Genomic DNA, 14,773 nt, shown 5'->3' with positions numbered 1-14,773 from the left:
ACAGTTCTCAAGGTAGACGAGGTTTAATATACAACATATCTGAAAATTAAACTGTAAATTTTTAGCTTGGGAGAAAATAAATATTTATGGCAATGTTCAGGGCATTAAACCTAGTCGTAACAAACAACTGCAACACCTTTAAGAACAATCTCAACCAGCAGATATAGCAGCCCTAAATCATTCGTGAAAATTACACCTCTCTTTCTTCTTTCCTTCCTTTGTGTCCTACCCTGCGGGAAGCTGCTCCGCGTCTATGCGTTCTTTGCGGTTCGTTTCCTAATCTACATCTTTCACAACTCAAATATGATTGCTATAGATTAATTACACCAGAATTTGCTCAAGCATTAGCTTGTTTTTAATTGGTGTTATTTATAAATCCAATAGACTTGTTTTATATAAGCAACCGCATTCATAAACGAATGCAATTTATCGGAGGAATTAATGAACTCAAAATATAACTTTCAATACTTTCAAGGCAGTTCTCTTTCTGATTTGTTTGCTCAAGATATCACAGATGGCTCTTATGGATTTATCTTAAATTATCCTGCAACTGGGAGTTGGGCTGCTTATCCCAACCGGAAAAAATATTTTATTCAAGATGGCAGTAGTGAAACTAGCAAAACCTCCTTCGACAAGATTTGTCAGAAAGAACCTTGGAAAAATCTGGCTGTCTTAGGCGATCGCCTTCCCGGAATTGTGATTATTCCGCCACCAAAGCCCCTGCTTGAATACTGGCAAGAGCATTTGGGATTCAAGTACTCCAATATTGAGATGATGGATGGCTCGACTTATCTAGACGATCTCAGCCACAGCGATCGCTTTGATAAACTCATCACTTTATTTCCCTTCGATTGTTTAAAACCTGAAAAACACGCTGTTACTTCGGACACCCATTACCGTTTACTCAGCAAAGTAACGCTAGAAGAACTAGGGGTGCAATGTCCAAAATATAAGAGCTACAATCTGCACCAAGTCAATATCGCAGACATTCAGTTACCACAATTTCCCTACTTAATTAAAACCTCCCACGGACTCTCAGGAGAAGGCACTTATATCATCAAAAGTCCCAGCGATCTAAACTACTGCCTTGAAGAAATTAAGAAATATATTGATATTAAGTTGCTTGATACGATTATTGTCTCCGAGTTCGTCAAGAATGAAGTACAGAATTACTGCGTACAGTTCTATGTCAACAAAGCAGGAGAGATAACTCTCATCGGCACTACCGGACAACTCGTCACTCCAGAAGGCAACTATTTAGGAGGAGTGATTGACTACGGCAAAACTGACATGAGCAAGTTCTTTGAAATGATTGCCAACGTTGGTGATTATGCTCATAAACAGGGGTATTTCGGCGTGATTGGCTTTGATGTACTGGAAAACCAAGACGGACAATTTTACGCGATCGATGCCAATTTCCGAGTTAATGGTTCTACTCCGTTGTGCTTGCAGCGTCATACTCTACTGCGACTGGGAAAAGAAGTAGCTAAATACTCCAGTAGCTACCGCATGGAGGGGACATTAGAATCAATCCTCATAACCTTTAAACCAGAATTAGATCGCAAAGAATTGATTATTCTATCGGCTTTAGAGAAGGCTAAATACGGAAAAATCTACACTGAACTTTATGCGATCCTTACTGGAGAAACTATCGAACAAATGCAGTATATTGAGCAGCAATTACAGACTAAAGGATTACAATTACTCTCTTAAATAGAATGATATAGGACTCATACTTACTTGCGTGAAAAAACTCCTACAACTCAAAAACTCTTCTTCCCTCTTGCCTATTGTCTTCCCACACAACTAAGTATGGCTACGCCACGCTGCGCGAACAAAAATCAAAACGAATTTATACAGTAAATATTTTATCTTCAAAATTAATCTGTTCGAAGCCTCATTACGATTGTTACTTAGTAGTTATTAACTCAGTCTTTTTATCATCCTGACAACACTGTATAAATCATTCCTAGGAGTGAAAGTGGGATGATTCTAACTATGGTATGAACCTAAGAGGATGTTTTAAAAGTCATGATTGATGTATCAAATATTTTTACCCCACCCTAACCTTCCCCTTATAAAGGGGAGGGAACTAGATTTCCTGTTTCCCCCCTTTATAAGGGGGGATTAAGGGGGGTAATTCGACTTGTGTGTACACCGTAGCCTTAGAAAGGGGGGAGGGAACTAGATTATTTTCCGGTTTTCCCCCAATGCATCGGGGGGATTAAGGGGGGTGATCATTCTATTAAAATCACAGCCAACCACTTTTAAAACATCCTCGAAAAGACAATGCAGTTAATAACGTATCCCAAGGTTTAAGCTCATGATATTCATGCCTCATAATTTTCTACTTATATGGCTGTTTCAACTGCTATCCGTTGGGATACTTGGTGGGGGAATCTACATTCTCTATGAGTGGTACGAACGAGAACTTATAGGAACTTCCTACTTAGTAGCTGGACTAGTAATGGTTCTGTGGACTTTTGGCGGTCGTTTTATCAGTTTGCCACTGCTGCGTCGTCCTGGAAATCAGGAACCCGAGTTTATGCGTAGTAAAACCGTGCAACGGTTGCCACGTCCTGATGGGAGCGTGTTACAAGTTGAGTTTTTTGGCCCTGAAGATGGTCAACCAATTATTTTGTCACATGGTTGGGGGCCAAACAGTACTATATGGTATTATGCCAAACGACAATTAAGCGATCGCTTCCGAGTAATTGTTTGGGATCTACCAGGTTTAGGAAAATCCTCAAAACCGAAAAATAACGACCACTCTATAGAAAAATATGCCCGTGACTTAGAAGCTGTTATCGCCATAGCAGGGGATAAACCTGTTATTTTGGTAGGACACAGCATGGGCGGGATGATTAACCTCACATTCTGTCGCCTGTTTCCAGAGCAATTAGGGAGTCGAGTAGCAGGCTTAATTCTTGTGGATACTACTTACACCAATCCGGTTAAAACCTGTATATTTAGTAATTTGGTACGTAAATTACAAAAGCCTATACTTGAACCTGTATTGTACCTGACTATCGTGCTGTGGCCGATTTTTTGGTTGATGACTTGGCTTTCGTATTTGAATGGTTCGCTGTACATCAGCGTAGAACTATCTGGATTTACGGGTACTGAAACACGCGGTCAACTCAATTTTGCCGCTTTCCTATCAGCATTGGGTTCGCCTGGTGTTCTGGCTCGTGGCACACTGGCAATGTTCAAGTTTGACGAAGCACAAACACTCGCAACTATTAACGTGCCTGTATTAGTCATGTGTGGGGCTTCAGATATAGCGACTAAACCTGTGGCCAGCGATCGCATGAAAGCAGAATTACCCTACTCTGAAAGATTCACCCTCAAACCAGGCGGACACATGGCATTGATGGAACAAAACCAGCAGTTTGCCGAAGCAGTCAGTAGGTTTAGCGCTGACTGTTCGCTCCGAAACAGTCATCTTAAATAGTGCTTTTTACTTCAACTCGGTAGATAATAGAACTCAGTATGAGCAAAAATACAGAACTCATATTTAGGGAGCTTTAATGACTCGACGTATTACCAGTGCTGTAAATTCAGTAGTAGCAAACTTATCACGACGCAATGCACTTTTATGGCTTGGAGGTAGCGGGATAACTACCGCCTTTATGGTGGGAACCCAAAAGGAAGTGGGGGCTCAAGAAAATAAAGAGTTGAAATTGGTGAACCCACCAACATTATATGATGCAACCCGAAATGGCTATAGTCATATAGCTGTAACGCCACCAAGGACTAGAACCGTCTATATTTCTGGTCAATTTGGTTCCGACTTACAAGGAAATCTTGTCTCCGATGACTTTGAAAAGCAGTTAGTACAGGCTTTTAAAAACCTCCGTTTTGCCTTACAAGCAGTCGGAGCCCAACCAAAAGATGTAGCAAAAACTACTATTCTTATAGCAGATTACAACCAAAGTAAATTGATCCCATTAGGACGTGAAATTAGTAATTTGTGGGGATATAAACCACCAGCAAATACTCTTATTCCCGTTCCAAGGCTTGCACTTGATGGGATGTTGTTTGAAATTGATGCTTATGCGGTAATTCCAGAAAAAGGTAATTGAGGGCTGGTTCCAACATAACCCTCTTTAAATATCAGTTCAATAACAGCAAGCCGGGTAACAAATTACTGTTTCTGCTCATCAATCATAGTCTCTTACTCTGAACAGGTAATTGCCTCTAGTGGTTAATCGCATTAATTTTTTTGGGTTGTCAGATCCCCGACTTCTTTAAGAAGTCAGGGATCTGAACACCTTAACTTTTCAGAAATAATGACATGAACCACTAGTACAGCACGGCGTAAATAAGCCACCCATTTGAAATATCTGAAACCCTTGCAAATAGGTAATTACGAATTACGCCTTGCGGTACTAGTCCCTAGTCCCTACTTAGAACGGCGCGATGCAGACGAACGAGCCCCAGGCTTCTCGCCATTAGTCGCAGGTGGCGCTGCTTTACGTTTAGTCGATGTCCGTGGTAAAGGTTTAGGAGTCCGAGGCGATCGCTTTTCACCACCAGATTTGGGTCTGTGTTGCCGTCCATTGGGGATTGGTTCGACTGTTGTATCGGGGTTAGGGCCAAAGCCAGCCACTACTTCCCTTGGCAAACGCTGCTCAATCAGTTTTTCGATATCTGTCAATAGGCTGTATTCATCGACGCATACCAGCGATACGGCTTCACCTGATGCACCAGCACGACCAGTTCGCCCAATGCGATGAACATAATCTTCCGGTACATTAGGGAGATCAAAGTTGACTACATGGGGTAGTTCGCTGATGTCAAGACCTCTAGCAGCAATGTCTGTCGCCACCAATACCTGTAAGCTACCATTCTTGAACTTTGCCAGAGCATTGGTACGCACCGGCTGACTCTTATTCCCGTGGATTGCCAATGCTTGAATGCGGTCTTCACCCAACTGCTTAACTAAACGGTCAGCGCCATACTTAGTACGAGTAAACACTAGCACTTGATACCAATTATCTCGCCGAATCAGGTGAGCAAGTAATTGACGTTTCTTGTCACGGTCTACTTGGTAAATTTTTTGGGCGATTGTCTCGGCGGTGACGTTGCGGCGTGCCACCTCAATCATTTTCGGGTTATTGAGCAACCCGGCGGCTAGTGCTTTGATTTTGTCCGAAAAAGTCGCGAAGAATAGCAAATTTTGTCGCTGTTTGGGCAAAAGTGCAAGGATGCGGCGGATATCATGGATAAAGCCCATGTCCAGCATCCGATCTGCTTCATCTAGAACTAAAACCTCAATATGTGACAGGTTCAGCGTACCCTGCTGCACGTGATCCAGCAGTCGCCCTGGAGTAGCAACCAAGATATCCACTCGGTTCTTCAAACGCTGTTTTTGCAGATTAATACCGACTCCGCCAAACATCACCATCGAGTTTAGCTGCAAGTATTTGCCATACTCGCGCACGCTTTCTTCCACTTGCGCGGCGAGTTCACGAGTCGGGGTGAGAATCAGTGCCCGGATCGGGCGGTATCCATTAGATGTAACTTTGACGTTTTTTTCGGACGATAACCGATGTAGAAGCGGTAGGGTAAAACTAGCGGTTTTTCCAGTGCCAGTTTGTGCGCCAGCTAGTAAATCGCTACCCGATAAGACGGCAGGAATCGACTGTATTTGAATTGGCGTAGGTTCGGTGTACCCTCGCTCTGTAACCGCACGGATAATTTCATTGGACAAGCCGAGAGTAGAAAAATTCATAAAACTCCAAAAGTAACATCGGCCTGTCGCCAATGGCGGCGTCAGTCTTAGGCGGACGGATAAAAAAGTCTTGAAAGGCTGGATGGGCAATAACGCAAAGACTGAAGAGCGAGTGCCGCAGTCCCACATTCTAACAGATTGTAGTCCATTGTGTGGTTAAAGTTGCTCTGATTCAGTGTTGTGTTAAATTAGCATTACTTGGAATATAAAGTATTGAACAATTAGGAGAAATTCGTTATCGCAATCCAAAAGCAACTGATTAATTCACAAATCAAGTCACCTCATGTCTTCTTGATTGACCATGAGAATAACAATCGTGGTCTAATCGACACCAATGAGGCGCTACAGTTAGCCGAGAGCCTAGAGCTTGACTTGGTTGTAGTCTCTCAAGGCAAAGAGGCCCCAATCGCCAAAATCCTGAATTATGGCAAGCTTCAGTATCAAAAGAAAAAACGTCAGAGCCAGAGTGCTAGACCTACGGTAAAAGAAGTTCGTTTCGGTTTAAACGTGGGTATTGCTGATTACAATTTACGTATTGAAAAAGCAGTTGGTTGGTTGAGTAAAGGCGATTCGGTGAAGTTTGCCATTCGTTTACGAGGCCGAGAACATCAATATCGTGACCAAGCAGGAGAACTGCTAGACAGAATTGCAAAAGACCTCAGTCAAGTAGGTAAAATCCAGTCACTGGATAAACGCTCACTAATTGTTCAAGTCATTCCTGCCTAGTTAATCTTGCGATCGCTGGAGGATGTATTTGTGCCAGCTTTTAAAACTCCCACGGCTATGAAAACATTGCTATTGCTCGTTTTCAGATCAAGCCGTGGGATTTTAGCTCAAAGCTAAGAAACCAAAAAAGCCAGAGGATAGGCAACAGCACTCCATCAGCTAAGAATGGGACATAGCCAATCAATCGGCGCATTTAGTGATTAGGTGTGTCAACGCATCAATCAGGCGATCGCTTTCCATTGGCACAATGTCCTGTCCATGCATCACATTTTGAGTAATATGAAAATGTACCAATGCCCCTAAGAGAATTCTTGCTGTTGCCTCTGGGTCAGGTATTTTTAGTTCTGGAGCCGCCAAGTAGTGAGTGAGAGTTTCCGCTACTGGCTTAATCATCACCCGAACACAAATTTGAGCTAACTCAGGAAAACGCCCAGATTCCCCAATTAGTACTCGCATAAATGCACTATGTTCTTTGTCGTTAAGCATCTGATCTAATGCTTTGGTTACTACCTGGCGCACTATGGTGGCTGGTTCTCCCTCAATCGGTTCTGTGCCAAAAATGGAGCTGTTCTTTTTGCTTGTCAGTTGCTCTAACAGTACTTTAAAAAGTCCTTCTTTATCTTGAAAGTGGCTGTAGACTGTCGCTTTAGAAACACCGGCTGCTACCGCTACCCGATCCATGCTTGTACCAGCATAGCCATTTTGGAGAAACTCTTGCATTGCACCTTGCAGAATTTGCTCTACTTTATCAACGGAATTATCTCGATCAACTTCGTCAGTTTTGATGCGTACCATTTATTAATTATCCTTTCTTATAAACAATATTAATAGATGCTCAAAATGCCCCAGTACAATATGGCGAAAATAAATATGCCCTTTGTTGAAGGGGACAGGGGGAAGGGAACAGGAATGAATACTATTTCGCTGCATAATGTCGAGCTAACTGATTGACAAGTTTAGTTGTATCATCTTGACTAAACTAGTCCGTTTAGTTTAGCATAAACTGAACTGTACAGTTTAGTACAAGTTGCTACTGGTGGTAAGGGGAATTAATAGTATGGAGCAAAACAGGAATTCAGAGGGTTTAAGGTCTTCTCAGAATCTTGTGCGATCGCCTGTTCTACTTGCAATAATTGCATCTCTAGCAATAGGTGGAATCAGTGTTTATACTCTGATGAAGCTTCAGGCTACAGCTAATGAGAAACAAAAAACACCAGTAGCAATTCAGCCTGTGGTAAAAACAGTCACAGCATTAGGACGGCTAGAACCAAAGGGAGAAGTAATAAAACTATCAGCGCCTTCTTCTAATGAAGGAAATCGGGTAGAGCAACTATTGGTGAAAGAAGGTGATTCGATCAAAGCTGGACAAGTAATTGCGATTATGGACAACCGCGATCGCCTTCAAGCGACTTTAGGTGAGGCACAAAAACAAGTTCAAGTTGCCAAATCTCGCCTTAACCAGGTAAAAGCTGGAGCAAAACAGGGAGAAATTGGAGCGCGTCAAGCTAGCGTGAATCGTTTGCAAGTAGAACTAGAAGGAAATATTAAAACTCAGCAAGCCACAATTAATCGTATAGAAGCAGAACTCCTTGGGCAACAACGGAGTTTACAAGCAACAGTGGCTCGCGTAGCAGCCGAGAGACGTAATGCCCAAGCTGAGGTACAGCGCTACGAGACTTTATACAAAGCAGGAGCAATTTCTAGCCAGGAAGTTGATAGCAGACGTTTAAGTGCAGAAACTTCCACTCAAGCGTTAATTGAAAGCCAAGCCACTCAGACAAGAACTGTGGCTACCCTACAACAGCAACTTAACGAAGCAAAAGCTAACCAGGATCAAACCCTCGCCAGCTTGCAACAGCAGATTAACGAAGCAAAAGCTAACCTGAATCAAACTGCTGAAGTCCGTCCAACAGATATAGCAAATGCACAAGCAGAGATAGAGAGCGCTCAAGCCACCGTGGAGAAAATTAGAACAGAACTGGCGCAAGCTTATGTTGTGGCTCCTAAAGCTGGTCGAATTTTGGAGATTAATACACGAGCCGGAGAAACTGTTGGCGATGAAGGAATTGTGGCTCTAGGTCAAACCGACCAGATGTATGCAGTAGTAGAAGTCTACCAAAGTGATATCAAGAGAGTGCGTCCGGGACAGGATGTGCGGGTAAGTAGTGATTCCCTACGCAATGAATTAGAAGGAAGAGTGGATTGGATTGGTATGCAGGTAAAGCGGCAAAATCTAATCAACGCTGATCCCTCTAGCAATATTGATGCCAGAGTTGTGGAAGTGCATGTGCAACTGAATAAACTATCTAGCCAAAACGCTTCTAGCTTAACTAATTTGCAAGTCAAGGCGGTAATTGAACTTTAATTGGGAATTGGGCATTGGGCATTGGGAATTGGGAATTGAGCATTGGGAATTGGGCATTAGGTTATTCCACCTCTTGCTTCCCCTGCCCCTGCCCCCTGCCCCCTGTCCCCTGTCCCCTGTCCCCTGTCCCCTATTCCCTATTCCCTATTCCCTATTATTATGAAATTAATCGAACAACTACGGCGGCGAACACCTTTAGGATGGCTGCAACTGAGTCATGAAAAAGGTCGTCTTTTGGTGGCATTGTCAGGTATTGCCTTTGCCGATGTTCTGATGTTTATGCAGCTAGGGTTTCAGACTGCCCTGTTTGAAAGTAATACAATCTTACATCGCAGTATGCAGGCTGATATGTTTGTCATCAGCCCCCAAGCACGTAACCTAGCAAATATGTCTAGCTTTACGCGGCGACGGCTGTATCAAGCAATGGATATACCAGGTGTAAAGTCGGCAGAAGGAATGTATATCAACATTGTTGATTGGAAAAATCCCCAAACACATCAGAAGACGACAATATTAGTTATGGGGTTCAACCCAGATCAGCAAGTGTTTAACTTAGCGGATGTGAATCGCCAGATAGATGCTGTTAAGCTACCAGATACCGTTTTGTTTGATCGCGCTTCTAGAGGAGATTACAATGAAGCGATCGCTAAAATTGACCAAGGTAAAACTGTCACAACCGAAATAGAACGCCGGACAATTACCATTAGCGGCTTATTTTCTGTTGGCGCTTCCTTCATCGCCGATGGTACTTTAATCACCAACGACCAGAACTTTTTGCGATTATTTCCCAGACGAGAAGCCAGCAGTGTCAGTCTCGGTTTAGTGCAACTACAACCAGGCTATGATCCAAAGCAAATGAAAGCAGCTTTAGAATCTCATTTAGATGACGATGTTAAAGTTTTGACCAAAACAGAATTTATCGAATTTGAAATAAATTACTGGAAAACAAATACTGCGATCGGATTTATCTTCAGCCTGGGTGTAGCAATGGGATTTATGGTGGGCGTGATTATCGTCTATCAAGTTCTTTCTACAGATGTGAATTCCCACATCAAAGAATACGCCACTTTCAAAGCAATGGGGTATAACAATCTTTATTTATTAGGTGTGGTGCTTGAGGAGGCGATAATTTTGGCAGTCTTGGGCTTTATCCCAGGAGCGATCGCACCTTTAGGACTTTATCATTTAACTCGTAATGCCACTAATTTGCCACTTTATATGACCGTAGCACGAGCCACCACAGTGCTAATACTAACCATGATTATGTGTATTATTTCCGGTGCGATCGCCACCCGAAAATTACAGTCTGCCGACCCCGCAGATATGTTTTAAATTTGTCATTTTTCATTTGTCATTTGTCATGGGTCATTTGCAAAGGACAAATGACAAATGACGAGCATCACGAGTAATCAAGCTATTTATGAGTAGTCAGCCTGTAATCTCTGTTAAAAATCTCGACCATTACTTTGGTTCTGGTCAACTTCGTAAGCAAGTTCTCTTTGATATCAACCTGGATATTAACGCCGGCGAAATTATTATTATGACTGGGCCTTCTGGTTCTGGTAAAACTACACTTCTCACCTTAGCCGGCGGCTTGCGTTCTGCCCAATCCGGCAGTTTGCAGATATTGGGACAAGAACTTTGTGGTGCTAGTACAGCACAACTTACCCAGGTGCGACGCAATAACGGTTATATTTTCCAAGCGCACAACTTGCACGGTAGCCTGACAGTACTCCAGAACGTCAGAATGGGCTTGGAAGTGCATAATAATATTTCGCCAGCAGAGATGAAAAGCCGTTCAGCCCAAATGTTAGAAGAGGTAGGATTAGGGCATCGGCTGAGTTATTATCCTGATGATTTATCTGGGGGACAAAAACAAAGAGTTGCGATCGCTCGTGCGTTGGTAGGTCGTCCTAAAATTGTTTTAGCAGATGAACCCACCGCCGCCCTTGACAGTAAATCGGGACGAGATGTGGTCAACCTCATGCAAAAATTAGCTAAAGAACAGGACTGTACCATTCTCTTGGTTACTCATGACAACCGCATTCTAGATATTGCCGATCGCATTGTCTACATGGAAGATGGCAAATTAGTAAATGACGGTGCTGTTGTTGCAGCCGGTTAGTTAGGCTGGTTGTTTTTTATTAAACTGATTCTATTCCTGAGAGGATCGCAACATTACTCTTGATGTAACCCATTGCTAAAGGAGATTGACCATTTAACAATGACAGAATTTGATTAAATATTTGTGGAAGAGTTGCACCATACAAATGCCAAAGCTTTTTCCAAAGTTGAGTTAATATGCGATCGCCTGCAATATCGTCAGTACCCGGTCGTAGCAACCAATGGGTTCGCAATATCTGAAAATGACGAATATCATTACTCTGCATAACTTTATAAATCTCTTGAGCAGCATATTCCACCAATTCATCTGTCACCACTTTCATTACTAGGGGTTGCAATGTAAATGAGGGTTCATAATCGCTGACCCATTTTTCTAAAAGCGATCGCCTCTCTAAGGCTACAATGCCCTCTAAAACCATACCTGGGTTAACGGATATCAGCAAATGGGTTTGCAATCGAGAGAATGAGACAGGTTCTTGCCAAATTGCCAGCCAGTAGAGAATGTCTTGCTCTAAGCCGGAAAGTTGCTCAAATTGCTGTTTGAGAATTACACGCAAGCGATCGCCCACAATTAGAGTATTCTGACTTAAAAAAGCAGCAATATTCCCGCCAAATACAGACTGAATCAAGGGTGTTACCAGTTTCAGCGCCAAGGGATTACCACGATAAAGTTGAATTAATGCCGATAACCCTAGTTCTTTGCCTGTAAATCCCCTTGATTGTAATAATTCTATAGCCTCTGCTTTTGCCAACCCTTTGAGATTTAAACAGCGAGATGTTTTTGTATTAATTTCGATATTCTTTAGTTGTTCTCGGCTGCTAATGAGAATACAGCTTTGATGCCGTTCTCGACCTATTTGTTGGATAAATTGACCATAGCTGAGGTTTTCTGACTGTGAGAAAATAGCCTCTAATCCATCCAATACCAATAGACAGTGACGTTTTTGTAACTGCTCTATGAGTTGTGTCGTACCTTGTTGAATATTCTGCACAACGCCTTGCTCAAAGGAGTTTAACAAGCTATTCAGCAGAGAAATCAAAGATGGGGAAGTTTGCAGAGACTTCCAAATTAAACAATCAAATTTTGACTGAATGCGGTCTACTAAAGCCAGTGCTAGGGCGGTTTTACCAATACCAGCGATACCGTTAATGGTGATTAATTTACAGTTTTGACTGGTGAGCCATTCTTCTAATTGTGCCAATTCCTGATTTCGTCCATAGAAGCTTTCGATATCAGGCGCTTCATTGCAATCTAAGTCAGGTGTGGGGATAACTACAGTAGATTCTAAGTCTGCATTGGATAATTCTGCGATCGCTTCCCAGTTGACAATACCAACAGCTTGACAGATAGCGATGAAGATTTCTCGCTGAATGCGATCGCCTTGCCAAAATCGGCGTAAAGTAGCTCTAGAGGTATGGGCATCTTGCCACCAACGTGCGGTGCTAGTTTTTGTCCAACCTAGACGTTGACGGGATTTGTCTACAATTGCTAGTCCTGCTGTTGATGCTTTCAGCGAGTTTGACATACATCAACTTTATAATTCACTATTTGAGCGTTTGCACATCAGGATAATTAATAATTTTAGCATCAGCAGTTAATAAAAGACAATTATAAAATCTTGCTGTAGCCACAATCATTTGATCGAATAGGTCGCTATGGAATCCATTTAATTGAGTTAAATCAACTATTTTTGGCAAAGACAAATTTAATAGTTGTACTCCCGGATAAGCTAAAGCAGCTTCTAGCCATTTATCAATATCTACAGGCAAAATTAGTCGCTTTTTCTCTACTAATTTCGCTACTTCCCAGCAAGAAAGAATGCTGATTCTTAAACCGTCAGGTTCGTAATCTTGTAACTATTGTTGCTGTTTTTGAGTCAGTCGTGAATCGTTCTGTACCCACCAAACCCAGATATGAGTATCAAGTACAATCATTGTAAAACTTCCCAATCTTCCACAGCTACAGGTTCAGTTGGATCTTCATAATGGTAAGGCTGTGTATTGTGCAAAGGATAAAGATTTGTATCTGATTGAGATTTTAGTGCTATTTGCTTATCTGGAGTTTTCGCTTCCAGAATAATCATTTCCACAGCATCGCCAGCATGAAAAGGTAAACCCTGTAGCGTCAGAGTTCCATCTTCAGTTAACACGATTTTTATCTTGTGAGCATTCATATTTCAACTCCTAAATCATTATCAAAGAATTCTAATAACCCAATTGTAGCTACAAAAAAACTATAAATTCGATATTGGATTGGTTAATAATTTTTCGTAGGTACATAAAAAGTGGTAATTATTCCTTCAACGAAATGAGGCGAGATTTTTTATTCTTTGAGCGACTGAAGCAACTGACTAGGACGTGCAACTTTTACACCAAGATAAAAATCAGGATAGCGAACAAATATATAATGCTCATACTCATACCAGTGCATCTCACCCTTTTCTTGGTTACACGTCTGACAAATGACCCAGAAATTATTGAATTCCATTGATAACCAGGGATACTGGGATCTAGGAAGCTTATGATCTATTGTTTTACCACCCTTTTCAGAATACTTGTCCCCACAAATTGGACAGTACCAGTCTGAATTATCTCTCACCCAATTTTTACTTTCTTGGGTTGTACCACACTCATAATCACCATTAACATATCGCCAGTAATCGAATTTTCTATAATTTTCAAAATCTTGATTAGTTAGTTTATGATAGCGCTTGCTACCAATTTCATCTGCAATATTAAATAATTCATTCAGTTCTTTTCCTTGAATGCTCACAGAATCTTCCTCTAATATTTGATAGTTCTATATGACTTTTGATTAGATTGCCTTTTATATGTTTTTTTTGTTTTATTACTAAAATCAATAATTTCTATTTCTGTATCAGGATACTGCCTATCTATCTCTTCTGCAATCTCATTTACTTCTTTAGCTAATTTGTAATTAGTCTCCTGTATCTCTTGAGAAGTGAGATATTTATTTCCAATTCGGTCTGCTTCTAAAAATAATTCTTCAAGTGTCAAATCATCGAATTGATATTTATCTAAAAAATCCTTTATTTTATCATAGAGACTGATGAGGTTATTCCATCCAACGTTCTTGTAGCCTTCTGTTTTTAGCCAGTGTCTATCCTCTTGCTTCAGCTTGTTTCTATTTTTTGAGTTAACACGTTGCATATCGCGGTAACTCATCCCATTGAAAATTGCTTTTTTAGTTTTAAGCTCAGTCATAGATTTAGTTCTTATCCCAGGGTAGATTTGAATAAATGAATTACCGCTCTCCGAATTTCGCTGTCTTCATACTGAAGAATTTTCTTGGTATTTATAGCTAGTTTTAGTCTGATTTCATCAACTAAATTTTTTAAGTCTTTATTGTCTTTCATGAGTCGCTCATTTACAACAATCAAATCCTTATTTTGAGAAGTTATAGCTTTGAGCCTATCTTCTACAAGATTATTTTTGTCGTATGAGCTTTGAATTTCATTTTCGCGTTTATCCCTTTCCTGTCTTTGATAATTTATAAGCTGATCAATTTTCGCAGCATATTCCTTTTCTTTCCGCTCCAGCTCATTTGTTTTCTTCGTTACCAAACCTTTCTGAGCAGCTTGAAGACGCTGACGATTGATTAATTCAAAACCAGCAAAATGTGAAATAGCTCTACGAATAGTAATTTCGTCAGGATTAGTCTTAAAATCAATTTTCTCTAATGCACGTTTAGCATCTGCTGTTGTCCATCCTTCACCTTCAAGTAGATTAATAGCCTGTGACTTATTCACTGTTCTAAGTTTATAGAGTATGGTTAATGTAATTTAGGTTACGTTATTTTA

14 protein-coding genes and 1 pseudogene are annotated in these 14,773 nt (G+C 41.3%); 7 read left to right on the top strand and 8 right to left on the bottom strand.

Annotated elements, in window-relative coordinates:
- Positions 1 to 441 precede the first annotated feature (441 nt).
- From H6G86_RS12405 to H6G86_RS12395, 3 genes are all read left to right on the top strand, one after another.
- Positions 442 to 1,713: an ATP-grasp domain-containing protein gene (locus H6G86_RS12405; RefSeq protein ID WP_190934593.1), complete on the top strand. Its 1,272-nt coding sequence runs from the start codon at positions 442 to 444 to the stop codon at positions 1,711 to 1,713.
- A gap of 619 nt (positions 1,714 to 2,332) precedes the next feature.
- Complete coding sequence (locus H6G86_RS12400) at positions 2,333 to 3,454, top strand: alpha/beta fold hydrolase (protein WP_242064796.1); 1,122 nt, start codon at positions 2,333 to 2,335, stop codon at positions 3,452 to 3,454.
- Between the two features lie 76 nt (positions 3,455 to 3,530).
- A complete protein-coding gene (locus tag H6G86_RS12395; RefSeq protein ID WP_190934591.1) occupies positions 3,531 to 4,085 on the top strand; it encodes a RidA family protein in 555 nt (184 codons plus the stop codon).
- Positions 4,086 to 4,405: 320 nt separating this feature from the next.
- Here H6G86_RS12395 and H6G86_RS12390 read toward each other — a convergent pair whose 3' ends face one another.
- Positions 4,406 to 5,737 carry a DEAD/DEAH box helicase gene (locus H6G86_RS12390; protein WP_190934590.1) on the bottom strand — a complete coding sequence of 444 codons (1,332 nt, stop codon included), beginning with the start codon at positions 5,735 to 5,737 and terminating at the stop codon, positions 4,406 to 4,408.
- 237 nt (positions 5,738 to 5,974) lie between these two features.
- Here H6G86_RS12390 and infC point away from each other — a divergent pair, with 237 nt between their 5' ends.
- Positions 5,975 to 6,463 carry a translation initiation factor IF-3 gene (infC, locus tag H6G86_RS12385; protein ID WP_094331432.1) on the top strand — a complete coding sequence of 163 codons (489 nt, stop codon included), beginning with the start codon at positions 5,975 to 5,977 and terminating at the stop codon, positions 6,461 to 6,463.
- A 180-nt stretch (positions 6,464 to 6,643) separates the two neighbouring features.
- On the opposite strand, the gene H6G86_RS12380 is transcribed toward infC, so the two are convergent.
- Positions 6,644 to 7,258 (bottom strand): TetR/AcrR family transcriptional regulator, encoded by a 615-nt coding sequence (locus H6G86_RS12380; protein ID WP_190934589.1) that lies wholly within the window; start codon positions 7,256 to 7,258, stop codon positions 6,644 to 6,646.
- A gap of 262 nt (positions 7,259 to 7,520) precedes the next feature.
- On the opposite strand from H6G86_RS12380, the gene H6G86_RS12375 reads away from it, so the two are divergent.
- From H6G86_RS12375 to H6G86_RS12365, 3 genes are all read left to right on the top strand, one after another.
- Positions 7,521 to 8,828: an HlyD family efflux transporter periplasmic adaptor subunit gene (locus H6G86_RS12375; RefSeq protein WP_190934588.1), complete on the top strand. Its 1,308-nt coding sequence runs from the start codon at positions 7,521 to 7,523 to the stop codon at positions 8,826 to 8,828.
- Positions 8,829 to 8,984: 156 nt separating this feature from the next.
- Entirely contained in the window at positions 8,985 to 10,160 is a 1,176-nt protein-coding gene (gene devC, locus H6G86_RS12370; RefSeq protein ID WP_190934649.1) for an ABC transporter permease DevC, read from the top strand.
- Positions 10,161 to 10,248: 88 nt separating this feature from the next.
- Positions 10,249 to 10,953 (top strand): DevA family ABC transporter ATP-binding protein, encoded by a 705-nt coding sequence (locus tag H6G86_RS12365; RefSeq protein ID WP_190934587.1) that lies wholly within the window; start codon positions 10,249 to 10,251, stop codon positions 10,951 to 10,953.
- Positions 10,954 to 10,972: 19 nt separating this feature from the next.
- Here H6G86_RS12365 and H6G86_RS12360 read toward each other — a convergent pair whose 3' ends face one another.
- From H6G86_RS12360 to H6G86_RS12335, 6 genes and pseudogenes are all read right to left on the bottom strand, one after another.
- Positions 10,973 to 12,478, bottom strand: coding sequence for an NB-ARC domain-containing protein (locus H6G86_RS12360; protein WP_190934586.1), 1,506 nt, complete (start codon positions 12,476 to 12,478; stop codon positions 10,973 to 10,975).
- A 19-nt stretch (positions 12,479 to 12,497) separates the two neighbouring features.
- Positions 12,498 to 12,887, bottom strand: a pseudogene (locus H6G86_RS12355) (type II toxin-antitoxin system VapC family toxin).
- Entirely contained in the window at positions 12,884 to 13,126 is a 243-nt protein-coding gene (locus H6G86_RS12350; RefSeq protein WP_190934585.1) for a hypothetical protein, read from the bottom strand. The pseudogene H6G86_RS12355 and the gene H6G86_RS12350 overlap by 4 nt, the downstream one beginning before the upstream one ends.
- A gap of 149 nt (positions 13,127 to 13,275) precedes the next feature.
- Entirely contained in the window at positions 13,276 to 13,725 is a 450-nt protein-coding gene (locus H6G86_RS12345) for an HNH endonuclease (RefSeq protein WP_190934584.1), read from the bottom strand.
- A gap of 11 nt (positions 13,726 to 13,736) precedes the next feature.
- Positions 13,737 to 14,177, bottom strand: a complete 441-nt coding sequence (locus tag H6G86_RS12340; RefSeq protein WP_190934583.1) for a hypothetical protein — start codon at positions 14,175 to 14,177, stop codon at positions 13,737 to 13,739.
- Between the two features lie 11 nt (positions 14,178 to 14,188).
- On the bottom strand, positions 14,189 to 14,722 hold the full coding sequence (locus H6G86_RS12335; protein ID WP_190934582.1) for a hypothetical protein: 534 nt from the start codon (positions 14,720 to 14,722) through the stop codon (positions 14,189 to 14,191).
- Positions 14,723 to 14,773: the final 51 nt, after the last annotated feature.

The organism is Nostoc sp. FACHB-133 (assembly GCF_014698055.1).
Classification (GTDB): domain Bacteria; phylum Cyanobacteriota; class Cyanobacteriia; order Cyanobacteriales; family Nostocaceae; genus Nostoc.
The sequence above is the reverse complement of the archived record's forward strand: the minus strand, read 5'-3'. Positions and strand labels throughout refer to the sequence as shown.